The following is a 24,215-nucleotide window of genomic DNA, read 5'->3' as shown; positions in this document are numbered from 1 at the left end:
CAAATGAAAGCCGAGCGCAAATAGAAAAACGGCCCCGCGAGGGGGCCGTTTCATCAATCTCGGAACGGGATCAAACCGGATCAGACGGTCCGTTCGACCATCATCTGCTTGATATGCGCAATCGCCTTCGCCGGGTTCAGGCCCTTGGGGCAGGTCTTCGCGCAGTTCATGATCGTGTGGCAGCGGTACAGCTTGAAGGGATCCTCCAGCTCGTCCAGACGCTCGCCGGTCGCCTCGTCGCGGCTGTCGATGATCCAACGGTAGGCATGCAGCAGCGCGGCCGGGCCAAGGTACCGATCGCCGTTCCACCAGTAGCTGGGACACGAGGTCGAACAGGATGCGCACATCACGCATTCATACAGACCGTCCAGCTTCTTGCGGTCTTCGATGGACTGCCGCCATTCCTTCGCGGGCTTGTTCGTCTTCGTCTCAAGCCAGGGCATGATCGACGCGTGCTGCGCGTAGAAATGCGTCAGGTCGGGGATCAGGTCCTTCACCACCGGCATGTGCGGCAGCGGATAGATCTTCACGTCGCCCTTCACCTCGTCGAGGCCATAGATGCAAGCCAGCGTGTTGATCCCGTCGATGTTCATCGCGCAGGACCCGCAGATGCCTTCGCGGCAGGACCGGCGGAAGGTCAGCGTGGGGTCGATTTCGTTCTTGATCTTGATCAGCGCGTCCAGAACCATCGGGCCGCACTTGTCCATATCAAGGAAATAGGTGTCGACCCGGGGCGTTTCGCCATTGTCCGGGTTCCAGCGATAGATCTGGAACTTGCGGATATTGGTCGCGCCGTCGGGCTTGGGCCAGGTCTTGCCGGCGGTGATGCGGGAATTCTTGGGAAGAGTGAATTGTACCATGTCGTCCTCCTCAGAACGTCCGCGCCTTGGGCGCGATCTTCTTGAGCGCGATGCCACCGTCCGCCTCGGCGGTCAGCGGATCCTTGATGACCGGGCGATAGGACAGGTCGACCTTGTTGTCCTCGACACGCGAAATCGTGTGGACACGCCAGTTCTCGTCGTCGCGTTCGGCGTAATCCTCGTGCGCGTGGGCGCCACGGCTTTCGTGGCGCGCCTCGGCACCGACGATGGTCGCCAGGGCGTTCGGCATGAGGTTGGTCAGTTCCAGCGTCTCCATCAGGTCGCTGTTCCAGATCAGCGACCGGTCGGTGACCTTCACGTCGGGCAGTTTCGCCGCGATCTCGGTCATCTTGTCGACGCCTTCCTTCAGCGTCTCGGACGCCCGGAAGACAGCCGCGTCGGACTGCATGGTGCGCTGCATCTCAAGCCGCAGGTCGGCCGTCGGGATGGAGCCGTTGGCGTTGCGATAGTAGTCGAACCGGGTGAAGGCCTTGTCGACCTGCGCCACGTTGGTCGACGGGATCGCCGCCTCGCGGTCCACCACGGCGCCGGCGCGAATGGCCGCGGCCCGGCCGAAGACCACGAGGTCGATCAGCGAATTCGACCCAAGGCGGTTCGCACCATGCACCGAGGCACAGCCTGCCTCGCCCACGGCCATCAGGCCCGGAACCACCTGGTTCGGGTTGTCGGCGGTCGGGTTCAGCACTTCGCCCCAATAGTTCGTCGGGATACCGCCCATGTTGTAATGCACGGTCGGCAGAACCGGGATCGGCTCTTTCGTGACGTCGACGCCGGCGAAAATCTTGGCCGATTCCGAGATCCCCGGAAGCCGTTCCGCCAACGCCTCGGCCGGCAGGTGGCTGAGGTTCAGGTGGATGTGGTCGCCATGCTCGCCCACGCCACGGCCCTCGCGGATCTCCATCGTCATCGACCGCGAAACGTAGTCACGCGGCGCAAGGTCCTTGTATTGGGGCGCATAGCGCTCCATGAACCGCTCGCCTTCGGAGTTGGTCAGGTAGCCGCCCTCGCCCCGTGCGCCTTCGGTGATCAGGCAGCCCGAGCCGTAGATGCCGGTCGGGTGGAACTGCACGAACTCCATGTCCTGCAGCGGCAGACCCGCACGGGCCACCATGCCGCCACCGTCACCGGTGCAGGTGTGCGCCGAAGTGGCCGAGAAATAGGCACGGCCATAACCACCGGTGGCCAGCACGACCATCTTGGCGTTGAACACATGCATCGTGCCATCGTCCAGCTTCCAGCAGACGACACCGGTGCAGACGCCGTCGTCCGACATGATCAGGTCGATGGCGAAATATTCGATGTAGAACTCGGCGTTGTTCTTCAGCGACTGACCATACAGCGTGTGCAGGATCGCGTGGCCGGTCCGGTCGGCGGCGGCACAGGTCCGCTGCACGGCGGGGCCTTCGCCGAATTCGGTGGTGTGACCGCCGAAGGGCCGCTGATAGATCTTGCCCTCTTCGGTGCGCGAGAACGGCACGCCGTAATGCTCAAGTTCGTAAACAGCGGCCGGCGCGGATTTGGCGAGGTATTCCATCGCATCCGTATCGCCCAGCCAGTCCGACCCCTTCACGGTGTCGTACATGTGCCACTGCCAGTTGTCCGGGCCCATGTTGGACAGGGACGCCGCGATGCCGCCCTGTGCCGCCACGGTGTGCGACCGGGTCGGGAAGACCTTGGTCACGCAGGCCGTGCGCAGGCCCTGTTCTGCCATGCCAAGCGTCGCGCGCAGACCGGCGCCGCCGGCACCGACGACCACGACGTCATAATCATGCGTCTCGTATTCGTAAGCTGCTGTCATCTATCGTATTCCTTCTCGCGCACAGGCTTAGAGGGCGAGTTTCAAGAGAGCGAAGAGACCAACCGCCATCAGCACGTAGGTCGCTGCGTTGACCGCGATCAGGGTCAGTTTCTGGGCCAGTCCGTGGACGTAGTCCTCGACCGCCTCGTCGATTTCCATCTTGAAGTGGCGAAGCCCGACGATCAGGCCAAGCGCCATCACCAGCGCGACGAAGGGGCTTGAGAAATAGGCCTGCACGTCTTCGTAGGTGCCGCCCAGACCGGCGCCGAAGGTGAAGACGAAGAAGGGAACCAGGACGACAAGGCAGATCGAGCTGACCATCATCTTCCAGTGGTGGTGGGTGCCTTCGCTGCCGGCCCCGTTGCCTACGGCGCGCTTGCGGTCGGTAAGATAGCTCATGGTCGCCTCCTTATACCGCGATGATCGTGATGAGCGTCAGGACGGTGGCGCCGATGAACATGCCCCAGCCCATCTTCTCGGACGTCTCGACATCCAGGAAGTAGCCGAAGTCCCAGACGACATGCCGCAGGCGGCCCAGCACGTGATACCAGATGCCCCAGGTGCCCAGCAGGAAGATCAGGTCGCCGACAAAGCTGGTCAGCAGCCAGTTCACCCAGTCATAAGCGGTTTCCGATGACGCCGCAGCCAGCAGCCAGCAGACGACCAGGAACACCATCCCGAAAGAGGCGATGCCGGTGATCCGAACAAGGATCGACGACATGGAGGTCATCTGGGGCCGATAGTACGGTCCAATCATGAAAGGGGATAGCGGGCGGTTGCCCCGGTTCACATCAGCCATGGCGGTGCCTTATCTGGGTTCCGTTGGCCTCGTCTTAGACTTTTTTTCGGGATTGTCATTAGCCGACTGGCAAGTTTCCCGCTAACGCCCTGCAGGTTTTCCCACTTGTGATCACATGAATGTGCCGTGTGATCACAGGATAAGCATTTGGCAACCCTGATCCACGACCGCGACTCGCGTCGCCCGGGGGCGACGCGCTGCGTCGACGTGACAGGTCGGGATCAGCCCTTGCGGCGACGCCCCAGCAGACCGAAGGCCAGTAGACCCCCGGCCAGAAGCGGCAGGCCGGCGGGAAGGGGGACCTGGGCTCCCGGCGTCGGGTCTGGCTGCCCTAGATCGCCATGCGTTTCGACGTTCCCGATATAATAGTCATCCTCACCGGTACCACCATCGCCGTCAAACATGATCTTTGTGAACGGAGTCGACGACACGAAACCGGCAAATCCAGACCGCGCATGCTCACCGCCGACGAACGCCAGTTCGGCGACTGCATTCTGACCGCCAAAACCAATCGTGATACGGACGGATTCGTGTGTCAGGTTCTCTGCCCCTGCACCGCGAAAATCGAACCCGATCGCATAAGTGTCGTCGGCGAATGACCAAACCTGGTATTTGTTTTGCCCCACAACGTAGGGGTCATCCACGATCGAATACAGGAAAGTCCCGAAAGAGTTGGATCTGGTTTCCATCGTGTTGCCGAAAGACGTAATCTCTACGCCCGCGCGGCTGAGCGAATACGTTGCGGTAACCCCGGAGAAGTCGAACGACCTGAGAGGCGTTCCGCCAGCAACCGCCAGATCAAACTTGGACTGGTCGCTGTACACAACGACCGCAGCCGAAGCCGCCATGGAGGTCATCGAAAGGGCAAGAGCGGAAGCGGCAATAAGTTTCACTGGTTTTCCCCAATTCGAGTCGGTCGAAGTTCCGTCAATCAATGACGATACCTAAACATTCGATCAGCCCAAAACGCAACCCAAACACAAGATGTCGCCACGGAATCCCTCCGCAGCGACATATCTGTCCCAAGACCTGATCGTTCGATCTATGCCGCTCAGACCGGCATCAGCGCCCAGTAATCAAGGTCCAGAAGCACCTGCGGCAGGTACTTTCCGTCCTCGCCCTTCAGCTCTCCGACCGAGGCATCGTCGACGGCCACCAGCCGCAGCCGGATCGCGCCGACGCCCGGCGCCGAGGTCTCGGCGCGGTCCAGCACCTCGGACCAGGCCTTGATCGTCTTGCCGCTGAAGCACGGGTTCGCATGCGCCCCGCCGTTCAGACCGACGATCATCTGCGCATTGGCCAGCCCGTTGAACGACAGTGCCCGCGCCATGGAAATCACGTGCCCGCCATAGATCAGCCGCTGCCCGTCGGGCCGGAAGGTCGCGTCGAAATGCACCTTCGCCGTGTTCTGCCACAGCCGCGTCGCCAGCATGTGCTCGGCTTCCTCGATGGTCACGCCGTCGACATGGCCGATCACCTCGCCCACCTCGTAATCGCCGAACCGATGCGGCTCTCCGGCGAGGGTGAAATCGTAGTTGGTAAAGTCCAGCCCCTCGGGGATCACCAGATCGGCCGGATCGATGACCTTGGCCAGCTCCGGAACGACCGTCTCGGGCGCGGGCGCATCAAGGTCGTTCTTCCGCACCATCACCCAACGCACATATTCCATCACGACCTCGTCGCGCTGGTTGATCCCGCGCGTCCGCACGTAGACCACCCCGGTCTTGCCGTTGGAATTCTGCTTCAGCCCGATCACCTCGGACGATGACCGCAGCGTGTCGCCCGCATGGACCGGTTTCAGCCAGCGCCCCTCGGCATAGCCCAGGTTTGCGACCGCGTTCAGCGACACGTCCGGCACCGTCTTGCCGAAAACCACGTGGAAGGCCGCCAGATCGTCGATCGGCGCTTCCCGCAACCCGCAGGACCGCGCAAATTCATCCGAGGAATACAGCGCATGCCGCATCGGATAAAGCGCATGGTACAGCGCCCGCTCGCCCCCCGACACGGTGCGCGGCACGGCGTGGTCGATCACCTGACCGATGCTGTAATCCTCGAAGAAACGGCCCGCGTTGGTCTTGGTCATTCACAGCTCTCCCAGCTTCATGTCGGGGTCATAGTCACCCGCGACCTCCTTGGTCACGGCCTGGCCGCAGCGCATCACGCCGGTGGTCGCGTCGTGGGCATAGGTCGGATCGCCATAAAGCTCCCACCCCTTGGCCAGCGCCGCCGTCACCTTGTGACAGAAGGCCGAGGTGTCGTCGGCGGTCAGAAAACGATAGGCTTTCATGTCAGGTCCTCATCCAAAGGTCGGGTAGCCAAGCCAGGTATGCACGAAGCCGATCACGGCAAGCAGGATGACCGAGGCCACCAGGAACATCGCATCCTTGGCAATGGAGCCTTTTTCCGGCGGGGTCCAGCCCGGCTCGGCCCGGTTGATCACCACCATCTCGGCAATCGCCCAGGCGCCAAGCCCCCCGAACAGAACGAACGACGGCACGTCTCCGTTCACCAGCAGGTGCGCGATGGTCCACAGCAGGAACCCGGTCAGCATGGGATGCCGCATCCGGTAAAACAGCGCGCCCTTCTTCGGCCCCGGCGAGGTGAAGTAAAGCGCCGCGATCATCAGCAGGTTGTTGATCCCCACGGTCGCCGGATGCCGCCCCCAGAAGAACGCGCCATCAGCGGCACGATAGCCGAAGATCATCAGCAGGATCGATACCGCCAGCGCCAGCGCGACCAGGCCCTTGCCCCGGTCGCCCATGGCCGCGCGCCGCGCGGGCGCGAGCCGTTTGAAGAAATGGGCCCCCGCCCACAGAAGAACGCCGAGGATAAGAAGGATCATGGCAAGCTGCCCCGCTGGCTAGATGTGAATCGACTTCACATTGCACCCGTCACGCCATGCGCGCAATGGCCTCGGCCTTGGCAAGCGTCTTCTTCGCGGTCTCGACATGCAGGTTCTCGACGATCTTGCCGTCGACCACCGCAACCCCCTGCCCCGTGCGCTCGATCTCCTCGTGCGCCTCGATCTGCCGCTTGGCCAGGTCGACCTCGGCCTCGGACGGCGCGAAGGCCGTGTTCGCGCCCGCCACCTGCGCCGGGTGGATCAGCGTCTTGCCGTCAAAGCCCAGATCCCGGCCCTGGTCGCATTCGGCCGCCAGCCCCTCTTCATCGAGGTACTGGTTATACACGCCATCGACGCAGATCACCCCATGAGCCCGCGCGGCGAGCAACATCTGCTGCAGCGCGAACATCATCGGCAGGCGGTCGTCCCGGCTCCGGCAGTTCAGCTCCTTCGCCAGGTCGTTCGTCCCCGCGACGAACCCCTTCACCCGCGGATGCGCCGCGATCTCAAGCGCATTGAACACGCCCAGCGGCGTTTCGATCATGCACCAGATGTCCATCGCCTCGCCCATCAGCGCATCAAGCGCCTCGACGTCGCGCACCGAATTCACCTTGGGCAGCAGCATGGCGTCGGCCTTGGCGTCCTTCAGCGTGGCCACGTCATCCGCGCCCCAGTCGGTGTCCAACCCGTTGATCCGGATGATCTTTGCCCGTTCTCCATAGCCATCCTGCTCCAGCGCGGCCTTCAGGGTATCGCGCGCCTCGGACTTGGCGTCCGGGGTCACGGCGTCCTCAAGGTCGAAGATGATCGCATCGCAGGCCAGCCCGCGCGCCTTGTCCAGCGCGCGCTCTTTCGAGCCGGGGATATAGAGGACGGAACGGTAGGGGCGAAGGTCGGTATCCATGGGGCAGCTCCGAGTCGCGGCGGCGGTCGCCGGGTAACAATGTTGCGCATCAATCGCACCAAATGACCGAAAAATTCAAGACCCGTTGCGCCGCAACGCAGAAAAAACTGCCGCCTTTCTTCGCCTCTTCCGGGCGCAAGCCGCGAAAATCGGCGCGTTTTCCGCGCGCTACACCAAGCCGCCCGTGGCGCGCGGTGCGTTAACCACTTCTTCGCACCCCGCAGGCACACTTCAGACATGCGGAGATTGAAGGCCGGAGCCAACCGCCCGATCCCGGAGCAGAGGACGAACCGCCCCACGGCGCAAAGCCGCCATGCGGGCCTTAGAAAGGACTGCACCATGACGCGCTTTGCGATTGGCGGGATCCTGACCGCCGCCGCACTTTCCCTGCCGACCGGGGCCATGGCCGGGGCCTGCGCCCCGCGCGATGTCGTTCTGGAACGCCTCGCCACCACGTACGGTGAGACCCGGCAATCCATCGGCCTCGGCCCCAACAACCAGATGGTCGAGGTCTTCGCCTCGGATGCCACCGGCACCTGGACGATCACCGTCACCAAGGCCACCGGCGTGACCTGCCTTGTCGCCAGCGGCCAGGCTTTCGAAACCCTGGCCGAGGCGCTGCCCCCCGATGACAAGGACGCCTGACATGACCACAGAATCGTGCCCCATCCGGGGCACGCCGCCCCCGACACGACCCGGAACAGCCGCACAACCGATGCGGGTGGACCGCCGTAATCCGCTGATTTTCAAGACTATAAGAACGGCGAATCCGGCCCCGCACAGACCTGCACCCCCGCCTGTCACGGCCTCACCCTTGCGCTGAGGCCCCAAAACTCCTAGGCATCGGCCCGAGATTTCATCGGACTGGAGATAAGTTCCATGGCACGACCCAAGATCGCCCTCATCGGCGCAGGTCAGATCGGCGGCACGCTCGCCCATCTCGTAGCACTCAAAGAACTGGGCGACGTCGTTCTGTTCGACATTGCCGAAGGCACCCCCGAAGGCAAGGCGCTCGATATCGCGGAATCCGGCCCGTCCGAAGGGTTCGATGCCACGCTGAAGGGCACGCAGGATTACGCCGACATCGCCGGCGCCGACGTCTGCATCGTGACCGCCGGTGTCCCGCGCAAGCCGGGCATGTCCCGTGACGACCTGCTGGGCATCAACCTCAAGGTCATGAAGTCCGTCGGCGAAGGCATCAAGGCCAACGCACCCGACGCCTTCGTCATCTGCATCACCAACCCGCTCGACGCGATGGTCTGGGCGCTGCAGCAGTTCTCGGGCCTGCCCGCAAACAAGGTCTGCGGCATGGCCGGCGTTCTCGACAGCGCGCGCTTCCGCCACTTCCTCGCGACCGAATTCGGCGTGTCCATGAAGGACGTCACCGCATTCGTCCTCGGCGGCCACGGCGACACCATGGTCCCCTCCGCCCGCTATTCGACCGTCGCCGGCATCCCCCTGCCCGACCTGGTCAAGATGGGCTGGACCACGCAGGAAAAGCTCGACGCGATCATCCAGCGCACCCGTGACGGCGGCGCCGAAATCGTTGGCCTGCTGAAAACCGGCTCCGCCTTCTACGCCCCCGCGACCTCTGCGATCGAGATGGCCGAAGCCTACCTCAAGGATCAGAAGCGCGTCCTGCCCTGCGCCGCCTATTGCGACGGCGAACTGGGCGTGAAGGACATGTACGTGGGCGTCCCGACCGTGATCGGCGCCGGCGGCATCGAAAAGATCGTCAACATCACGCTCAACAAGGAAGAGCAGGACATGTTCGACAAGTCCGTCGCGGCCGTGAAAGGCCTCGTGGACGCCTGCAAGGGCATCGACAGCTCTCTCGCCTGATCGCCCTTGGCTGACAACGACACATCCGGATCGGCCCGGGACCCGCACAGGTCCCGGGCCGATCTTCTTTCAAGGGCCGAAACGGCGTTCCGAGCAGGAGATCTTGCCGGGGCGGATCGGCTCTATGCAGATCTGCTGGACACCGCGCCGGACATGGTGCCCGCGCTGGTCGGCAAGGCCATCACCGGAACACGGTTGCGCGGGGCGACCAGGGACGCACTTGACCTGCTGGACCGCGCCGCGACCCTCGCCCCGGACAACAGCCATATCCCGCAGACCCGCGCCGCGATCCTGAACGAGGTCGGGGATTTCGCAAATGCGGTCGCCGCCGCCCGTCAGGCGCTGGCGATCAATCCCCGGTGCGCGCTGGCCTATGTGAACCTGACCGACTCGACCACGATCCGGCCCGGCGACCCGATCTTCGCCACCGGCCAGGCGGCGCTCGACGACCCGACGCTTCCCGATCCCGACCGCATCCCGATCCACTTCGCGCTAGGCAAGGCCCACCAGGATTGCGGTGTCTTTGATACTGCTTTCGCGCATTTCGATCGCGGCAATCGCCTGAAGCCTGCGCTGGCGGACCTCGGTGACACGCAGGCGGTCGCCGCCCGGCAGATGTCCCTGTTTTCGCCCAAGTTCTGCAAAACCCTGACAGGCGCAACCCGCACCAGGCCCCGCCCGATCTTCATCCTCGGGATGCCCCGATCCGGCACAACGCTGCTTGAGCGGATGCTGGCGGCCCACCCCGAAGTCGCGACTGCCGGGGAACGGCCCGAGTTGAACCGGATCAGCGGCGCGTTCTTTGCCAAGGCGCAGGCCGCCAACCCGGACACCGCCCCGGATCAGGCCATCCGCAGCGCCATGACGTCCAAGGCGTTGGCCGAGATCGCCCGCGCCTACATCACCCCCGTGGCCCGCGCCGCCGGACAGGCGCGCCCCCAAGTCATCGACAAGAACCCGCTGAATTTCTGGAACATCGGCCTGATCGCCGCGACCTTCGCTGACGCGCCGATCCTGCACCTGCGGCGCAATCCGCTGGACACCTGCCTGTCGAACTACATCGCCAATTTCCGCACGGGGCTGACCTTTTCCAATCGGCCCGAGACCCTGGGTCGGTACTTCCGACTATACGACGATCTGATGCAGCACTGGGACGCCGCCCTGCCCGGCCGGATCTGCCACGTCGAGTACGAAGCGCTCGTCCAGAGCCCCGAGCCGACCCTGCGCCGCGTTCTGGCGACCTGCGACCTGCAATGGGATGCGGCCTGTCTGGCGCCGGAGCAAACGGGCGGCCGCATCGCCACGGCCAGCCGGTATCAGGCACGCCAGAAGGTCAGCGCGGCCTCGGTCGGGAAATGGCGCAGCTACGCGGCACACCTGGATCCGCTGATCGACGCGCTTGGCGGGATGGAGTGGATCACGGCCTATGACGCGCGCCGCCAGATCGCTTAGTCGCTGACCAGCTCGTCCAGCACGCGGGCCACCAGCATGGCGGCCCCGGCCATGACCAGCGACTTGCCCAGTTTGGACGACATGTTGTCAGGCGCGACATGATCCGCCCCGTCCCGCACCCGCGCGACGGCCCGCGCAGCCCGGTGGCGGGGTTCGGCGCGGCGGGGCGTGGCGCTTGGCATGTCCAGCACGCTAGGCCGGAACCGCGACATCAGCGCACCGGTGGCGACGATGCCCAAACCGAAGGCAAAGGGGGCGATCCGATCCCAGTTCGACGTCACCCGGTCGGGCAGCACGCGGTCGGTCTTGAAGTCTGGCAGGTCCATGGTGTTTCCTTTCCTCACTTGGAAAGGCAACCGGCAAGCAGGGCTCCGGGTTCCGGCCCCGAGGTGCCCTTTGGTCAACGCGGCGTGCCAACCGTCAGTGAGTCGGAACCGACACCCTAGGGAAGCCAACTGTGATCACACCACTTTCGCGTGTGATCACAAATCGCAAAAATCGGCGGAAAATCCCGCATCCACTGCACAAAACGATTCATAGGCCAGCAACCTTGTGCCAGTACCAATCCAAATCGTAGCAACGAGGGACGGATTTCATGAACATCCATGAATACCAGGCGAAGGCAATCCTTCGCGACTATGGCTGCCCGGTTTCTGACGGACGCGCCGTCACGAAAGCCGAAGAAGCCAAGACCGCGGCGGGCGAACTTGACGGGCCGCTCTGGGTCGTGAAGGCCCAGATCCACGCAGGCGGCCGCGGCAAGGGGTCGTTCAAGGAAGCCGACGCCGGCGAAAAGGGCGGTGTCCGCCTGGCCAAGTCGGTCGAGGAAGCCGCCGAAGAAGCCAAGAAGATGCTGGGCCGCACCCTTGTGACCCATCAGACCGGCCCCGAGGGCAAGCAGGTCAACCGCATCTACATCGAAGCGGGTTCGGACATCGAACGCGAACTGTACCTCGCGCTGCTCGTCGACCGCCAGACCTCGGCCGTGTCCATCGTCTGCTCGACCGAGGGCGGCATGGACATCGAAGAAGTCGCGGCCTCGACCCCCGACAAGATCCTGTCCTTCTCGATCGAACCGGCCACCGGCTACCTGCCGTTCCACGGCCGCAAGGTCGCCTTCGCCCTCGGGCTGGAAGGCCAGCAGGTCAAGCAGATGGTCGGCCTTCTGGGCAAGCTCTACCAGGCCTTCATCGACAAGGACATGGAACAGCTGGAAATCAACCCGCTGATCGTCATGCCCGACGGCAACCTCAAGGTGCTGGACGCCAAGGTCGGTTTTGACGGCAACGCAATCTACCGCCATTCGGACATCGCCGCCCTGCGCGACGAGACCGAAGAGGACCCCAAGGAACTGGCGGCCTCCAAGTACGATCTGAACTACATCGCACTCGATGGTGAAATCGGCTGCATGGTCAACGGCGCGGGCCTGGCCATGGCGACGATGGACATCATCAAGCTGTATGGCGCCGAGCCTGCGAACTTCCTCGACGTTGGCGGTGGCGCCACGAAAGAGAAAGTGACCGAGGCCTTCAAGATCATCACCTCCGACCCGAACGTGAAGGGCATCCTGGTGAATATCTTCGGCGGCATCATGCGCTGCGACGTCATCGCCGAGGGCGTGATCGCCGCGGTGAAGGAAGTCGGCCTGAAGGTTCCGCTGGTCGTCCGGCTGGAAGGCACGAATGTCGAAAAGGGCAAGGAGATCATCGCGAACTCCGGCTTGAACGTCATCGCTGCCGACAACCTGTCCGATGGCGCCGAGAAGATCGTCAAGGCGGTCAAGGGCTGACATCGATGAGAGCCGCAGCCCTCTCCCTCCTGCTTGTGTCCGCGGCCCAGTCGGCCGTGGCACAGGACATCGCTTATCTGCCCCGTTGCGTGGCCCAGGCCGTGCAGCAGTGCGACGCGGCCCTGACCGCGCCGCAGGGATACCTCGATGCCGTGCAGTCGCGCGGCGCCGACAAGATGATCGACGTGGCCACCACGGTGGACAATCAGGCGCAGGTGGTTTCGGTTCTCGAAGCGATCGACATGAATGCCGGTGCAGGGATCATTGAACAGGTCACGTTCGGCAATGCCGCGAATGGCCCGTTCATCCTCTGCAGTGTCATGTGCACGGGCTATGACCGTGCGGATGCCGCGGGCATGAATGCCATCCTGACCGAGGCGCTGGCAAAGGCCGCCCCCGACGCGCATGTCGTCGGAGGATCCCTGCCGCATTCGGTCCAGGCGCAGATGAACAACCTCTCGGGAAATTACCTCTACATCGTGACGGGCTGGGCGTCGGACCCCGACCTGATCATGCACGCAACAGCTTGGGACGGCGAAATCCAGCTGTCTGCCGTGGGACTTCCCTCGACAGACTGACACTGGGCCCCCGCCCCATCCGAAAGATATTCAATCAGGAGACTGAACATGGCAGTCCTCGTAGACGAAAACACCAAGGTCATCTGTCAGGGCTTCACCGGCTCTCAGGGCACCTTCCACTCTGAACAGGCCATCGCCTATGGCACCAAGATGGTCGGCGGCGTGACCCCGGGCAAGGGCGGCACCACGCACCTTGACCTGCCGGTCTTCAACTCGGTCCACGAAGCGGTCGACGTCACCGGCGCGAATGCCTCCGTGATCTATGTCCCGCCGCCCTTCGCGGCCGACTCGATCCTCGAAGCGATCGACGCCGAAGTGCCGCTGATCGTCTGCATCACCGAAGGCATCCCGGTGCTGGACATGATGAAGGTGAAGGCCGCGCTGAAGAACTCCAAGTCGCGCCTGATCGGCCCGAACTGCCCCGGTGTCATCACGCCGGACGCCTGCAAGATCGGCATCATGCCCGGCCACATCCACAAGCGTGGGTCCGTCGGCGTGGTTTCCCGTTCGGGCACGCTGACCTACGAGGCGGTCAAGCAGACTTCCGACGCGGGCCTCGGCCAGTCCTCGGCTGTCGGCATCGGCGGCGACCCGATCAAGGGCACCGAACACATCGACGTGCTGGAAATGTTCCTGGCCGACGACGAGACCCAGTCCATCATCATGATCGGTGAGATCGGTGGCTCGGCCGAGGAAGAAGCCGCGCAGTTCCTCGCCGACGAGAAGAAGAAGGGCCGCTGGAAGCCGACCGCAGGCTTCATCGCCGGTCGTACCGCCCCTCCGGGCCGTCGCATGGGCCACGCGGGCGCGATCGTCGCCGGCGGCAAGGGCGGCGCGGAAGACAAGATCGAGGCGATGAAATCCGCCGGGATCGTGGTCGCCGACAGCCCCGCCGGTCTGGGCGAAGCTGTTCTCAAGGCCATCAAGGGCTAAGTCCCTTCGGACAAGACGGTTCCGGGCGATGCCCGCCCGGAACACCCAATGTAAGGATCGGCCATGGGCCAGTTGACCGCGACGCATCGAGAGAGCTGTTTGGCACCCCGCACGGGTGAACCCAAATCCGCCGCTCTGCGTCCTGCCCGGGGGGTCATGCCATGACCTTCACCGACGCCATCCGCACCTGTTTTCGCAAGTACATCACCTTTTCGGGCCGCGCATCGCGCCCGGAATACTGGTACTTCGTGCTGTTCATCGTGCTGGGCGGCATCGTCGCCTCGGCGATCGACGGCGCGCTTTTTCGACCGGCCGCCCGCGTCTCGGACAGCAGCGGCCCGGTGTCGAACATCTTCTCGCTGGTGACCTTCATCCCGCTGCTTGCCGCCGGCTGGCGGCGGATGCATGACACCGGCCGATCCGGGCTCTACCTGCTGTACCCGATCCTGGTCTGGGTCGGCATCGCCAGCTTTGCCGCCATGACCGGCGTGACCGGAGAAGTCATGTCCGGCAACATCGGCGCGCTCTACTCCGGCATCGTCGGCATCATCATGATCGTCTCGATTCTGATCGCGATCTTCTCTCCGCTGATCGTGATCTGGTGGCTGACCCGCCCCACGCAACCCGGCCCCAACACCTATGGCTCCAACCCCAACGAGGTCCCCGCATGACCGAGCAAAGCCCAAACGACGTTTTCCATGCCTCCAGTTTCATGCAGGGGCACAACGCCGAATATCTGGAACAACTGCAAGCCAGATGGGCGACTGACCCCGCCTCTGTCGACGAAGCCTGGGCCGAATTCTTCCGCCAGCTGGGCGACAGCGAAATGGACGCCAAGAAAGAGGCCGCGGGCCCGTCCTGGGCGCGCGCCGACTGGCCGCCCGCCCCGAACGACGACCTGACTGCCGCGCTGGATGGCCAGTGGCCCGCCCCGGCAGAAGCGAAGGCTGCGGGTGACAAGATCAAGGCCAAGGCGGCAGAGAAGGGGATCTCTGTCAGCGACGACGCGATCAAGCAGGCCGTGCTGGATTCCGTGCGCGCCATCATGCTGATCCGGGCCTACCGGATCCGGGGTCACCTGGCGGCGGACCTTGATCCGCTTGGCATGCGGGACGAAACCAACCACCCCGAGCTTGACCCGCGCTCCTACGGCTTTGCCGAATCCGACATGGACCGCCCGATCTTCCTGGATCAGGTGCTGGGCCTGCAGATCGGCACCATGCGCCAGATCGTCGACATTGTGCGGCGCACCTACTGCGGCACCTTCGCGCTGCAGTACATGCATATCTCGAACCCCGAAGAGGCCGGCTGGCTGAAAGAACGGATCGAGGGCTACGGCAAGGAAATCGCCTTCACCCGCGAAGGCCGCAAGGCCATCCTGAACAAGCTGGTCGAGGCCGAGGGCTTCGAGAAATTCCTGCACGTCAAGTACATGGGCACCAAGCGGTTCGGCCTGGACGGCGGCGAGGCGCTGGTTCCGGCGATGGAGCAGATCATCAAGCGCGGCGGCAGCCTTGGCGTGAAGGAAATCGTCATCGGCATGCCGCACCGCGGTCGTCTGTCGGTTCTGGCCAACGTGATGTCCAAGCCTTATCGCGCGATCTTCAACGAATTCCAGGGCGGGTCGTTCAAGCCCGAGGACGTGGATGGTTCGGGCGACGTGAAATACCACCTCGGCGCCTCGTCGGACCGTGAGTTTGACGGCAACGAAGTGCACCTGTCGCTGACCGCGAACCCCTCTCACCTCGAGGCGGTGAACCCGGTTGTCCTTGGCAAGGCACGGGCCAAGCAGGACCAGCTGAACGACGCGGATCGCACCGCCGTTCTGCCGATCCTTCTGCACGGTGACGCGGCCTTTGCAGGCCAGGGCGTCGTGGCCGAATGCTTTGGCCTGTCGGGCCTGCGCGGCCACCGCACCGGCGGCACCATCCATATCGTGGTGAACAACCAGATCGGCTTTACTACCGCGCCGCACTTCTCGCGCAGCTCGCCCTACCCCACGGACATCGCCCTGATGGTCGAGGCGCCGATCTTCCACGTGAACGGCGACGACCCCGAGGCCGTGGTGCACGCCGCCAAGGTCGCGACCGAATTCCGCCAGAAGTTCCACAAGGACGTCGTGCTGGACATCTTCTGCTATCGCCGCTTCGGTCACAACGAAGGCGATGAGCCGATGTTCACCAACCCGATCATGTACAAGAAGATCAAGGGTCACAAAACGACCCTCAGCCTCTATACGGATCGCCTGGTGAAGGACGGCCTGATCCCCGAGGGCGAGATCGAGGACATGAAGGCCGCCTTCCAGTCCTATCTCAATGACGAGTTCGAGGCCGGCAAGGACTACAAGCCGAACAAGGCCGACTGGCTGGACGGCAAGTGGTCGGGCCTCGACCGCGAGAAGGAAGAATACCAGCGCGGCGAAACCTCGATCAAACCCGAGACGATGGAGCAGATCGGCGCGTCGCTGACCCGCGTGCCCGAGGGCTTCCCGACCCACAAGACGGTCGACCGCCTGCTGGACGCCAAGCGCCAGATGTTCGAATCCGGCACCGGGTTTGACTGGGCGACCGGCGAAGCGCTCGCCTTCGGGTCCCTGCTGACCGAAGGCTACCCGGTCCGTCTGGCCGGTCAGGACAGTACGCGCGGCACCTTCTCGCAGCGGCATTCCGGCATCGTGAACCAGGAAACCGAAGAACGGTATTACCCGCTCAACAACATCCGCGAGGGCCAGGCCCGCTACGAAGTCATCGACTCCATGCTGTCGGAATACGCGGTGCTGGGGTTCGAATACGGCTATTCACTGGCCGAACCGAATGCGCTGACGCTGTGGGAGGCGCAGTTCGGCGACTTCGCCAACGGCGCGCAGATCATGTTCGACCAGTTCATCAGCTCGGGTGAATCGAAATGGCTGCGGATGTCGGGCCTCGTCTGCCTGCTGCCGCATGGCTACGAAGGCCAGGGCCCGGAACACTCCTCGGCCCGGCTGGAACGCTTCCTGCAGATGTGCGGCCAGGACAACTGGATCGTCGCCAACTGCACCACGCCTGCCAACTACTTCCACATCCTGCGCCGCCAGCTGCACCGGTCCTTCCGCAAGCCGCTGGTCATGATGACGCCGAAATCCCTGCTGCGCCACAAGCTGGCCGTGTCGGATGCCGACGAATTCACCACCGGGTCGTCCTTCCACCGCGTGCTGTGGGATGATGCGGATGCGCAGTACGGCAAGAACCGGTCGACCACGAAACTGGTCGCGGACGACAAGATCAAGCGCGTCGTCATGTGTTCCGGCAAGGTCTACTACGACCTTCTCGAGGCGCGTGACGAAGCCGGTCTGGACGACGTCTATATCCTGCGTCTGGAACAGTTCTATCCCTTCCCCGCGATCTCTCTGGTGAAGGAACTGGAACGCTTCAAGGGCGCCGAAATGGTCTGGTGCCAGGAAGAGCCCAAGAACCAGGGCGCCTGGTCCTTCGTCGAACCCAACATCGAATGGGTCCTGACCCGCATCAACGCCAAGCACCAGCGCCCGGTCTACGCCGGCCGCGTCGCCACCGCATCGCCCGCAACGGGCCTTGCCGCCCAGCACAAAGCACAGCAAGCCGCCCTCGTTGCCGAGGCGCTGAACATCGAAGGGAAATAAGACCCCATGAGCACCGAAATCCGCGTACCCACCCTGGGCGAATCCGTCACCGAGGCCACCGTTGCCACCTGGTTCAAGAAACCCGGCGATACCGTTGCGGTCGACGAAATGCTGTGTGAGCTGGAAACCGACAAGGTCACGGTCGAGGTCCCCTCGCCCGTCGCCGGCACCCTGTCCGACATCGTCGCCGGTGAAGGCGAGACCGTCGGCGTCGATGCCCTGCTGGGCAACATCTCGGAATCCGGCAGCGCCGGCCCCGAGGAAACCAAGCCGCGCGCCGCTGACACCAAGGCGACCGAAGCCGACGAAACCGCAAACGGCGGTTCGGGCGAGACGGTGAAGGTCATGGTCCCCGCCCTTGGCGAATCCGTGTCCGAGGCGACCATCGCCACCTGGTTCAAGAAGGAAGGCGACAGCGTCGCCGCCGACGAGATGCTCTGCGAGCTGGAAACCGACAAGGTTTCGGTCGAGGTTCCGGCGCCCGCCGCCGGTGTCCTGACCAAGATCCTCAAGGGCGAAGGCGACACCGTCGAGGCCGGCGGTCAGCTGGCCGAACTGTCGGCTGGTGGCAGCGCCGCCAAGCCCAAGGTCGAAACCGAAGGGTCCAAGGGCGAAGCCTACCAGACCACCCAGAACGCCGAAGCACGGTCCGACGTCGAAGACGCGCCCTCGGCCAAGAAGGCGATGGCCGAAGCAGGCATCAGCCGCGATCAGGTCACCGGTTCGGGTCGCGACGGTCGGGTGATGAAGGAAGACGTGGCCAAGGCCCTGTCCGCCGCGCCCAAGGCCGCCGCCCCGGCCGCTGCCCCGCGCGCGCCCGTCCCGGCCGATGATGCCGCGCGCGAGGAACGGGTCAAGATGACCCGCCTGCGCCAGACCATCGCCCGCCGCCTGAAGGACGCGCAGAACACCGCCGCGATCCTGACGACCTACAACGAGGTCGACATGACCGAGGTCATGGCCCTGCGCAGCGAATACAAGGACCTGTTCGAGAAGAAACATGGCGTGAAGCTTGGCTTCATGTCCTTCTTCACCAAGGCCTGCTGCCACGCGCTGAAGGAAGTCCCCGAGGTCAACGCCGAGATTGACGGCACCGACATCGTCTACAAGAACTTCGTACACATGGGCATCGCTGCGGGCACCCCGCAGGGCCTCGTCGTTCCGGTCATCCGCGACGCCGACACCATGTCCTTTGCCGAGATCGAAAAGGCCATTGCCGAAAAGGGCAAGCGCGCCCGCGACGGCAAGCTGTCGATGGCGGAAATGCAGGGCGGCACCTTCACCATCTCCAACGGTGGTGTCTACGGCTCGCTCATGTCCTCGCCGATCCTGAACCCCCCGCAGTCGGGCATCCTTGGCATGCACAAGATCCAGGACCGCCCGATGGTCATCAACGGAGAGATCAAGATCCGCCCGATGATGTACCTGGCCCTGTCGTACGACCACCGCATCGTCGACGGCAAGGGCGCCGTGACCTTCCTGGTCCGCGTGAAAGAGGCGCTCGAAGATCCGCGCCGCCTGCTGATGGATCTATAACCGGTTGGCGGGGTTCACCCCGCCCTACGAGGGCGCCCTTGTAGGGCGGGGTTCACCCCGCCATCCCCCCTTACGAGGAGACTACCCAATGACCCTCACCACGATCCTCGCCATGTACGGCATCGTCGTCCTCGCCACGATCTTCGTGCAGGTCCTCGCCGCCGCCCAGAAGCTCGACATGTCCCAGCTCATGGGCAATCGCGAAAGCCTGCCCTCGCTGACCGGGGTGGCCGGTCGCCTCGACCGCGCCCAGATGAACTCGGTCATCGCCATGGCGCTTTTCGCGCCCGCCGTGCTGATCCTCGCGCAACTGCCCGAACCGCCCGCCACCGCGACCTTTGCCGCCACGATCTTCCTGCTGGCGCGCATCGCCTATGTCGTCGTCTACGCCATGGGCATCGCCTATCTTCGCACCATCGTCTGGCTGGTCGGTTTCGCCATGACCTTCTGGCTCTATCTCCTGGCGCTCTGACCCGATGACCCCCGAACTTGCCGCCCTGGCCGCCACCGCCTTCATCCACCTCGCCGCCGTGGGCTGGTCGCAGAAGTGCCTGACCGACGACATCGGCACCAAGGGCAACGCCGCGCCGCGCGACGGGGATCTGAACCTGTCGACGCGTACGAACCGCCTGCGCCGCGCACTTGCGAACCACACCGAAAACATCGGGCCCTTCATCATCGCGGTGATCCTGGTCGAACTGACCGACAGCAATGGCCTTCTGACCGCCATCGCCGCCTGGGTCTTCGTCGCCGCCCGCGCGCTCTACCTGCCCGCCTATGCCTTCGGCTGGGTGCCCTGGCGCAGCCTGATCTACACCCTGGGCCTGATCGCCACCTTCGCCATGATCGTCCGGAGCCTTTTCTGATGACGCCCGAACTCACCGTCCTCGCCCTCGCCGCGCTTCTGCAGGTCGCGCAGCTGGCGATGTATTCCGTTGCCGGTCAGGCCCAGGCCGGGCGCAAGGCCGCGCTGAAACCGCGCGACGAGAAGATCGAACTGACCGGAAAGCCCGGCCGCATCCACCGCGCGCTCAACAATCACTTCGAAGGTCTTATCCTTTTCGGCATTGCGGCCCTGCTGACCGCCCACGCCGGGTCGACCGGCTTCACCACCACCTGCGCCTGGATCTACCTGATCGCGCGCGTCGCCTATATCCCGGCCTATGTCTTCGGCTGGGTCCCGTGGCGCAGCCTGATCTGGATGGCGGGCCTGATCGCCACGACGCTGATGCTGATCGCCGCCCTGATATGATCTTCACCTTTCCGCAAATACTCCGGGGATGAATTGGGCCGCAGGCCCAAGAAGGGGCAGCGCCCCTTTCCCTGACACACCGACAGGCGTACACCCAAGGAAACGGGACGCCGAACAGACCGAAGGAGACCCCAATGGCAGCCTATGATGTGATCGTGATCGGTGCAGGCCCCGGCGGCTATGTCGCCGCCATCCGCTGCGCCCAGCTTGGCCTCAAGACCGCCGTTGTCGAAGGCCGCGAGACGCTCGGCGGCACCTGCCTGAACGTGGGCTGCATCCCGTCCAAGGCCCTGCTGCACGCCACCCACCAGCTGCACGAGGCCGAGCACAACTTTGCCACCATGGGCCTGAAGGGCAAGGCGCCCTCGGTCGACTGGAAGGTGATGCAGGAGTACAAGCAGTCGGTCGTCGACAGCAACACCGGCGGCATCGAATTCCTGTTCAAGAAGAACAAGATCGACTGGCTCAAGGGCTGGGGTTCGATTCCGTCCGCCGGCAAGGTCAAGGTCGGTGACGACGTGCACGAGGCCAAGAACATCATCATCGCCACCGGCTCCGAACCGGCCTCGCTTCCCGGCATCGAGATCGACGAGAAGACCGTCGTGTCGTCGACCGGCGCGCTGAGCCTCGCCAAGACGCCAAAGAAGATGATCGTCGTTGGCGCAGGCGTCATCGGGCTCGAGATGGGTTCGGTCTACGCCCGCCTCGGCACCGAGGTCACGGTCGTCGAATTCCTCGATCACATCACCCCGGGCATGGACAAGGAAGTGCAGCGCAGCCTTCAGAAACTGCTGAAGAAACAGGGCATGGAGTTCATCCTTGGCGCTGCCGTCCAGTCGGTCGAAACCGCGCGTGGCAAGGCCAAGCTGACCTACAAGCTGCGCAAGGACGACAGCGAACACCAGCTGGACGCCGACACCGTGCTGATCGCCACAGGCCGCAAGCCCTATACCGACGGTCTGGGTCTGGCCGATCTCGGCGTCGAGATGACCGATCGCGGTCAGGTCAAAACCGACGATCACTGGGCGACCAACGTGAAGGGCGTCTATGCCATCGGCGACGCCATCACGGGCCCGATGCTGGCCCACAAGGCCGAGGACGAGGGCATGGCGGTGGCCGAGGTCATCGCGGGCAAGCACGGCCATGTGAACTATGGCGTCATCCCCGGCGTGATCTACACCCACCCCGAGGTTGCCAGCGTCGGCAAGACCGAAGAGCAGCTGAAGGACGAGGGCCGCAAGTACAAGGCCGGCAAGTTCTCGTTCATGGGCAACGCGCGGGCCAAGGCGATCTTCGCCGCCGACGGCTTCGTCAAGATCCTCGCCGACAAGGAAACCGACCGGATCCTGGGCGCGCATATCGTCGGCCCGGCAGCGGGCGACCTGATCCACGAGATCTGCGTGGCGATGGAATTCGGCGCCTCGGCCCAGGACCTGGCACTGACCTGCCACGCCCACCCGACCTATTCGGAAGCCGTGCGCGAGGCCGCGCTGGCCTGCGGTGACGGACCGATCCACAGCTAAGCAGGTCGGGCTCCGCCCGTCGTCGGCATGAAAGGTCCACCGGACCTTTCACCTGCTGCGCCAGACAGACAGACGGCCCGGAGTTTTGACAGCTCCGGGCCGTTTTGCCTCCGGCGGGAGTATTTTTCGCAAGATGAAGGGGTTAGCCGCGCGTCGCGACGGGAAAGCCCGCTTCGGCCATCAGGCGGTCGCTGTTGGCCTCGACGCTGGATTCGAGCTGGGCCATGAAGTCCTCTCGGCTGGCGCCCGGGGTGATCGGCGGCAGGAATTCGACCACGGCCAGACCCGGGCGACGCAGGATGCCGTGACGGGGCCAGAAGACGCCGACGTTGGTCGCGGCCGGGACGCAGGCCTGAACGGTTTCGCTGTAGATCACGTAAGTCCCGATCTTGTAGGGCAGATGCGCGCCGGGCGCGACGCGCGTGCCCTGCGGAAAGATCACCAGCTGCCCGGCGGGGGCATCGCCGGCCGTCACCCCTGCGACCATCTTGCGGATCGCCTCGGCCCGTTTGCCCCGGTTCACCGGGACGCAGCCGATCCGGTCGGCGTAATAGCCGACGATCGGGGCGAAGCGCAGCGACGATTTCATGATGAACTTCGGGCGCGGCAGGACCGAGACCAGCAGGATGATATCGAAGAAGCTTTGGTGTTTCGAGGCGACGATGACCTCGGTCTCGGGCACCGGGCCGCGCACTTCGGAGCGCAGGCCGACGATCAGCCGCGCGGTCCAGCGGACCCACCTGCAGTAGGTGTGCACCGCCGAGTAGGCATAGCGCCGGTTGACGATGACGAAGGGGGTGAAGCCGATCGCCATGATCAGCATCACCAGGTACATCTGGAAAATGAAGAACAGCGACCGCAGGTATTGCATCAGCTCAGCGCCCCCAGAACGCGCAGGGCCGCGCGCTGCGTGGCCAGATAGGCGACAAGCCCCGCCACCGGCGGCAGGACCAGAAGCCAGAACCATTCCGCCCCGGCAAAGCCCAGGCCCGTCAGGAAGCCGACCTCGGCCTGCGACGGCATCAAAAGCACCGCGATCATGCCCGCCACTGTCCCGACCGTCGCGCCCGCCAGCGCACGCAGCGTGAAGCGGCGCACGAAGGCCCGGGCGATATAACGATCCTGCGCGCCGACAAGGCGCAGGACTTCGATCACCTTGGCATTGGCGGCAAGGGCTGCATTGGCGGCAAGCGTGATCATCGCCGCCATCGCGCCGCCGATCAGCAGGATCGAGAAGAGGCCGAGCGCGCGCAGCCGGTTCGCCGCCGCGATCAGCGGCCGCCGCCAGCGCGTATGGTCGTCCAGCACCGCGCCGGGGGCTTCGGCCGAGAGCCGCATCCTCAGGCCCGCCGCATCATAGCCCGCGTCGCTTTCGATCACCTCGATCAGCTGCGGGATCGGCAGGCTTTCCACAGGCACCTCGGGACCGAACCATGGCGCCAGCAGGGCGCGCTGTTCGTCCTCGCTCAGCGCGCGGGCGCTTTCGATGCCGTCGGTGGTCTGCAGCACCCTCAGCGCGGCTTCGGTCTGCACCGCCATCTGGTCGTCGGGTGCCGAGATGCGCACGGTCGAGGCATGGGCCAGCTCGTCTCCCCATCTGTCGGCCAGGCGCCCGGTTGCCAGCGACAGGGCCAGCGCGAAGACCGCCAGAAACGCCATGACGCCCGCCGAAAACAGCGTCAGATGCGCCGTGAAGCCCGAGGGCGGCACCACCCGGTCAGCCGATCCGTCGGCGACCAGCAGGTCCGTCAGGAACCGCGGCGCCCTCACAGGTCGGCCCCCGCAAGCTGAAGCCGCCGGTTGGAAATCCGCAGGACACGCGCCTGCACGTGCTGCTTGGCGGCGCGGATCAGGCCGAGGTCATGGGTCGCGATCATCACCGTCTTGCCCATCCGGTTCAGCTCGATCAGCAGTTGCAGAAGGCGTTGCGACATTTCCCAATCGACGTTGCCCGTGGGTTCGTCGGCGAGGATCAGGTCGGGCGACAGGATCACCGCGCGGGCCAGGGCCGCACGCTGGCGTTCACCGCCCGACAGTTCCGGTGGCAGCGCATTGGCGCGCGGGGTCAGGCCGCACCACTGCATCAGTTCGGCCAGGTTCTGCGATTCCGACTGCACGTCGAACCCCGCGACCGTCAGCGGCAGCGCGACATTGTCCGAGATCGGCAGGTGATCAAGAAACTGGCAGTCCTGATGCACCACGCCGATCCGCCGCCGCGCCATGGCGATGTCGTCGCGTGTCATGGACCGCACGTCCTGATCGAAGATCCGGGCAAAGCCGGACGTCGGCACCAGTTCACCGTAGCACAGCTTGAGAAACGTCGTCTTGCCAGAGCCGGACGGCCCCGTCAGGAAATGGAACGACCCCGGCGCCAGCCGCAGCGACACGTCGCTCAGCAGTTCGCCCCCGCCATAGCTGTAGGCCACATTCTCAAGCTCGATCACTG

At 64.4% G+C, this 24,215-nt stretch carries 26 protein-coding genes; 13 read left to right on the top strand and 13 right to left on the bottom strand.

Annotated features, from left to right (window positions below):
- Positions 1–80 precede the first annotated feature (80 nt).
- The 9 genes from E4S58_RS12140 to E4S58_RS12100 form a co-directional block, all read right to left on the bottom strand.
- On the bottom strand, positions 81–860 hold the full coding sequence (locus E4S58_RS12140; RefSeq protein WP_136636655.1) for a succinate dehydrogenase iron-sulfur subunit: 780 nt from the start codon (positions 858–860) through the stop codon (positions 81–83).
- Between the two features lie 10 nt (positions 861–870).
- The gene (sdhA, locus tag E4S58_RS12135) at positions 871–2,679 is read right to left on the bottom strand and encodes a succinate dehydrogenase flavoprotein subunit (RefSeq protein ID WP_136636654.1); all 1,809 of its coding nucleotides are present in this window, start codon (positions 2,677–2,679) and stop codon (positions 871–873) included.
- Positions 2,680–2,706: 27 nt separating this feature from the next.
- Entirely contained in the window at positions 2,707–3,078 is a 372-nt protein-coding gene (gene sdhD / locus E4S58_RS12130) for a succinate dehydrogenase, hydrophobic membrane anchor protein (RefSeq protein ID WP_136636653.1), read from the bottom strand.
- Between the two features lie 10 nt (positions 3,079–3,088).
- The gene (gene sdhC / locus E4S58_RS12125; RefSeq protein WP_136636652.1) at positions 3,089–3,478 is read right to left on the bottom strand and encodes a succinate dehydrogenase, cytochrome b556 subunit; all 390 of its coding nucleotides are present in this window, start codon (positions 3,476–3,478) and stop codon (positions 3,089–3,091) included.
- Positions 3,479–3,699: 221 nt separating this feature from the next.
- Entirely contained in the window at positions 3,700–4,371 is a 672-nt protein-coding gene (locus tag E4S58_RS12120; RefSeq protein WP_136636651.1) for a VPLPA-CTERM sorting domain-containing protein, read from the bottom strand.
- Between the two features lie 158 nt (positions 4,372–4,529).
- Positions 4,530–5,561: a MaoC family dehydratase gene (locus E4S58_RS12115; RefSeq protein ID WP_136636650.1), complete on the bottom strand. Its 1,032-nt coding sequence runs from the start codon at positions 5,559–5,561 to the stop codon at positions 4,530–4,532.
- Complete coding sequence (locus E4S58_RS12110) at positions 5,562–5,765, bottom strand: DUF1737 domain-containing protein (protein WP_136636649.1); 204 nt, start codon at positions 5,763–5,765, stop codon at positions 5,562–5,564.
- A gap of 9 nt (positions 5,766–5,774) precedes the next feature.
- Positions 5,775–6,320, bottom strand: a complete 546-nt coding sequence (locus E4S58_RS12105; protein ID WP_136636648.1) for an NnrU family protein — start codon at positions 6,318–6,320, stop codon at positions 5,775–5,777.
- Between the two features lie 49 nt (positions 6,321–6,369).
- Positions 6,370–7,224, bottom strand: coding sequence for an HpcH/HpaI aldolase/citrate lyase family protein (locus E4S58_RS12100; protein ID WP_136636647.1), 855 nt, complete (start codon positions 7,222–7,224; stop codon positions 6,370–6,372).
- 339 nt (positions 7,225–7,563) lie between these two features.
- On the opposite strand from E4S58_RS12100, the gene E4S58_RS12095 reads away from it, so the two are divergent.
- From E4S58_RS12095 to E4S58_RS12085, 3 genes are all read left to right on the top strand, one after another.
- Positions 7,564–7,869 (top strand): hypothetical protein, encoded by a 306-nt coding sequence (locus tag E4S58_RS12095; RefSeq protein ID WP_136636646.1) that lies wholly within the window; start codon positions 7,564–7,566, stop codon positions 7,867–7,869.
- 234 nt (positions 7,870–8,103) lie between these two features.
- Positions 8,104–9,066 carry a malate dehydrogenase gene (mdh, locus tag E4S58_RS12090; RefSeq protein WP_136636645.1) on the top strand — a complete coding sequence of 321 codons (963 nt, stop codon included), beginning with the start codon at positions 8,104–8,106 and terminating at the stop codon, positions 9,064–9,066.
- A gap of 6 nt (positions 9,067–9,072) precedes the next feature.
- Positions 9,073–10,518 (top strand): tetratricopeptide repeat-containing sulfotransferase family protein, encoded by a 1,446-nt coding sequence (locus E4S58_RS12085; RefSeq protein ID WP_136636644.1) that lies wholly within the window; start codon positions 9,073–9,075, stop codon positions 10,516–10,518.
- Here E4S58_RS12085 and E4S58_RS12080 read toward each other — a convergent pair.
- Positions 10,515–10,844 (bottom strand): hypothetical protein, encoded by a 330-nt coding sequence (locus E4S58_RS12080; protein WP_136636643.1) that lies wholly within the window; start codon positions 10,842–10,844, stop codon positions 10,515–10,517. The two genes, E4S58_RS12085 and E4S58_RS12080, sit on opposite strands and share 4 nt — an antisense overlap.
- Positions 10,845–11,113: 269 nt before the next feature.
- On the opposite strand from E4S58_RS12080, the gene sucC reads away from it, so the two are divergent.
- From sucC to lpdA, 10 genes are all read left to right on the top strand, one after another.
- Positions 11,114–12,307: an ADP-forming succinate--CoA ligase subunit beta gene (gene sucC, locus E4S58_RS12075; protein WP_136636642.1), complete on the top strand. Its 1,194-nt coding sequence runs from the start codon at positions 11,114–11,116 to the stop codon at positions 12,305–12,307.
- A 5-nt stretch (positions 12,308–12,312) separates the two neighbouring features.
- On the top strand, positions 12,313–12,885 hold the full coding sequence (locus E4S58_RS12070) for a hypothetical protein (RefSeq protein ID WP_169052662.1): 573 nt from the start codon (positions 12,313–12,315) through the stop codon (positions 12,883–12,885).
- A 48-nt stretch (positions 12,886–12,933) separates the two neighbouring features.
- Positions 12,934–13,818, top strand: coding sequence for a succinate--CoA ligase subunit alpha (sucD, locus tag E4S58_RS12065; RefSeq protein ID WP_136636640.1), 885 nt, complete (start codon positions 12,934–12,936; stop codon positions 13,816–13,818).
- A gap of 161 nt (positions 13,819–13,979) precedes the next feature.
- Positions 13,980–14,489 (top strand): DUF805 domain-containing protein, encoded by a 510-nt coding sequence (locus tag E4S58_RS12060; RefSeq protein ID WP_136636639.1) that lies wholly within the window; start codon positions 13,980–13,982, stop codon positions 14,487–14,489.
- Positions 14,486–17,458, top strand: a complete 2,973-nt coding sequence (locus tag E4S58_RS12055) for a 2-oxoglutarate dehydrogenase E1 component (protein ID WP_136636638.1) — start codon at positions 14,486–14,488, stop codon at positions 17,456–17,458. The genes E4S58_RS12060 and E4S58_RS12055 overlap by 4 nt, the downstream gene beginning before the upstream one ends.
- Positions 17,459–17,464: 6 nt before the next feature.
- Positions 17,465–18,994 (top strand): 2-oxoglutarate dehydrogenase complex dihydrolipoyllysine-residue succinyltransferase, encoded by a 1,530-nt coding sequence (gene odhB, locus E4S58_RS12050; protein WP_136636637.1) that lies wholly within the window; start codon positions 17,465–17,467, stop codon positions 18,992–18,994.
- A gap of 88 nt (positions 18,995–19,082) precedes the next feature.
- Complete coding sequence (locus tag E4S58_RS12045) at positions 19,083–19,466, top strand: MAPEG family protein (RefSeq protein ID WP_136636636.1); 384 nt, start codon at positions 19,083–19,085, stop codon at positions 19,464–19,466.
- A 4-nt stretch (positions 19,467–19,470) separates the two neighbouring features.
- The gene (locus E4S58_RS12040) at positions 19,471–19,860 is read left to right on the top strand and encodes an MAPEG family protein (RefSeq protein ID WP_136636635.1); all 390 of its coding nucleotides are present in this window, start codon (positions 19,471–19,473) and stop codon (positions 19,858–19,860) included.
- Entirely contained in the window at positions 19,860–20,246 is a 387-nt protein-coding gene (locus E4S58_RS12035) for an MAPEG family protein (RefSeq protein ID WP_136636634.1), read from the top strand. The genes E4S58_RS12040 and E4S58_RS12035 overlap by 1 nt, the downstream gene beginning before the upstream one ends.
- Before the next feature lie 134 nt (positions 20,247–20,380).
- The gene (gene lpdA, locus E4S58_RS12030) at positions 20,381–21,769 is read left to right on the top strand and encodes a dihydrolipoyl dehydrogenase (RefSeq protein WP_136636633.1); all 1,389 of its coding nucleotides are present in this window, start codon (positions 20,381–20,383) and stop codon (positions 21,767–21,769) included.
- Positions 21,770–21,911: 142 nt separating this feature from the next.
- Here lpdA and E4S58_RS12025 read toward each other — a convergent pair whose 3' ends face one another.
- From E4S58_RS12025 to E4S58_RS12015, 3 genes are read right to left on the bottom strand one after another with little or no spacing between them, the layout of a single operon-like run.
- Positions 21,912–22,640, bottom strand: coding sequence for a lysophospholipid acyltransferase family protein (locus E4S58_RS12025; RefSeq protein ID WP_136636632.1), 729 nt, complete (start codon positions 22,638–22,640; stop codon positions 21,912–21,914).
- Complete coding sequence (locus E4S58_RS12020) at positions 22,640–23,539, bottom strand: cell division protein FtsX (RefSeq protein ID WP_136636631.1); 900 nt, start codon at positions 23,537–23,539, stop codon at positions 22,640–22,642. The genes E4S58_RS12025 and E4S58_RS12020 overlap by 1 nt, the downstream gene beginning before the upstream one ends.
- A complete protein-coding gene (locus tag E4S58_RS12015) occupies positions 23,536–24,213 on the bottom strand; it encodes a cell division ATP-binding protein FtsE (RefSeq protein WP_136636630.1) in 678 nt (225 codons plus the stop codon). The genes E4S58_RS12020 and E4S58_RS12015 overlap by 4 nt, the downstream gene beginning before the upstream one ends.
- Positions 24,214–24,215: the final 2 nt, after the last annotated feature.

The sequence above is a fragment of the Pseudooceanicola onchidii genome, assembly GCF_004959925.1.
Classification (GTDB): Bacteria; Pseudomonadota; Alphaproteobacteria; order Rhodobacterales; family Rhodobacteraceae; genus Pseudooceanicola; species Pseudooceanicola onchidii.
The sequence above is the reverse complement of the archived record's forward strand: the minus strand, read 5'-3'. Positions and strand labels throughout refer to the sequence as shown.

Bases quoted from the DNA above. Each gene is read 5' to 3' on its own strand.
- E4S58_RS12095 (WP_136636646.1), top strand. From the start codon at position 7,564: ATGACGCGCTTTGCGATTGGCGGGATCCTGACCGCCGCCGCACTTTCC.
- E4S58_RS12040 (WP_136636635.1), top strand. From the start codon at position 19,471: ATGACCCCCGAACTTGCCGCCCTGGCCGCCACCGCCTTCATCCACCTC.
- E4S58_RS12045 (WP_136636636.1), top strand. From the start codon at position 19,083: ATGACCCTCACCACGATCCTCGCCATGTACGGCATCGTCGTCCTCGCC.
- E4S58_RS12080 (WP_136636643.1), bottom strand. From the start codon at position 10,844: ATGGACCTGCCAGACTTCAAGACCGACCGCGTGCTGCCCGACCGGGTG.
- odhB (WP_136636637.1), top strand. From the start codon at position 17,465: ATGAGCACCGAAATCCGCGTACCCACCCTGGGCGAATCCGTCACCGAG.
- E4S58_RS12070 (WP_169052662.1), top strand. From the start codon at position 12,313: ATGAGAGCCGCAGCCCTCTCCCTCCTGCTTGTGTCCGCGGCCCAGTCG.
- E4S58_RS12105 (WP_136636648.1), bottom strand. From the start codon at position 6,320: ATGATCCTTCTTATCCTCGGCGTTCTTCTGTGGGCGGGGGCCCATTTC.
- lpdA (WP_136636633.1), top strand. From the start codon at position 20,381: ATGGCAGCCTATGATGTGATCGTGATCGGTGCAGGCCCCGGCGGCTAT.
- sucC (WP_136636642.1), top strand. From the start codon at position 11,114: ATGAACATCCATGAATACCAGGCGAAGGCAATCCTTCGCGACTATGGC.
- sdhD (WP_136636653.1), bottom strand. From the start codon at position 3,078: ATGAGCTATCTTACCGACCGCAAGCGCGCCGTAGGCAACGGGGCCGGC.
- E4S58_RS12100 (WP_136636647.1), bottom strand. From the start codon at position 7,224: ATGGATACCGACCTTCGCCCCTACCGTTCCGTCCTCTATATCCCCGGC.
- E4S58_RS12140 (WP_136636655.1), bottom strand. From the start codon at position 860: ATGGTACAATTCACTCTTCCCAAGAATTCCCGCATCACCGCCGGCAAG.
- mdh (WP_136636645.1), top strand. From the start codon at position 8,104: ATGGCACGACCCAAGATCGCCCTCATCGGCGCAGGTCAGATCGGCGGC.
- E4S58_RS12110 (WP_136636649.1), bottom strand. From the start codon at position 5,765: ATGAAAGCCTATCGTTTTCTGACCGCCGACGACACCTCGGCCTTCTGT.
- E4S58_RS12025 (WP_136636632.1), bottom strand. From the start codon at position 22,640: ATGCAATACCTGCGGTCGCTGTTCTTCATTTTCCAGATGTACCTGGTG.
- E4S58_RS12035 (WP_136636634.1), top strand. From the start codon at position 19,860: ATGACGCCCGAACTCACCGTCCTCGCCCTCGCCGCGCTTCTGCAGGTC.
- E4S58_RS12115 (WP_136636650.1), bottom strand. From the start codon at position 5,561: ATGACCAAGACCAACGCGGGCCGTTTCTTCGAGGATTACAGCATCGGT.
- sdhC (WP_136636652.1), bottom strand. From the start codon at position 3,478: ATGGCTGATGTGAACCGGGGCAACCGCCCGCTATCCCCTTTCATGATT.
- sdhA (WP_136636654.1), bottom strand. From the start codon at position 2,679: ATGACAGCAGCTTACGAATACGAGACGCATGATTATGACGTCGTGGTC.
- sucD (WP_136636640.1), top strand. From the start codon at position 12,934: ATGGCAGTCCTCGTAGACGAAAACACCAAGGTCATCTGTCAGGGCTTC.
- E4S58_RS12060 (WP_136636639.1), top strand. From the start codon at position 13,980: ATGACCTTCACCGACGCCATCCGCACCTGTTTTCGCAAGTACATCACC.
- E4S58_RS12055 (WP_136636638.1), top strand. From the start codon at position 14,486: ATGACCGAGCAAAGCCCAAACGACGTTTTCCATGCCTCCAGTTTCATG.